At 61.7% G+C, this 431-nt stretch carries 1 pseudogene; it reads left to right on the top strand.

The window, feature by feature from the left end:
• A pseudogene (locus tag EOC94_RS33675) lies at window positions 1–431 on the top strand (cytochrome-c oxidase); the annotation flags it as partial.

Below are 431 nucleotides of genomic sequence, written 5' to 3'. Positions count from 1 at the left end.
CTGTTCGTCGGGAGCCAGTTCGTCAACGGTCCCAGCGACGCAACCGTGGTCGAAGTCGTCGGCCAGCAGTGGCAGTGGAGTTTGCGTCTGCCTGGCAAGGACGGCAAGCTTGGCAGATCCGACACCCGCGAGGTCACCGCGGACAATCCGCTGGGCGTGATCGCCGGCGATCCCAACGGTCAGGACGATGTCGTGGTCGAAGCGGCTGATTTGCATTTGCCGGTCGGCAAGCCGGTCAAGATGCTGCTCCGCTCGATCGACGTGCTGCATGATTTCTACGTGCCGGAGTTCCGCGCCAAGATGGACATGATCCCGGGCTCGGTCACCTATTTCTGGTTCACGCCGACCAAGACAGGAACCTTCCAGGTGCTGTGCGCCGAGCTTTGCGGCCAAGGCCACCCTCTGATGAATGGCATCGTCATAGTCGACAC

Source organism: Mesorhizobium sp. M6A.T.Ce.TU.016.01.1.1, assembly GCF_003997065.1.
GTDB classification, from domain to species: domain Bacteria; phylum Pseudomonadota; class Alphaproteobacteria; order Rhizobiales; family Rhizobiaceae; genus Mesorhizobium; species Mesorhizobium mediterraneum.
This window is presented reverse-complemented; position numbering and strand designations above follow the sequence as displayed.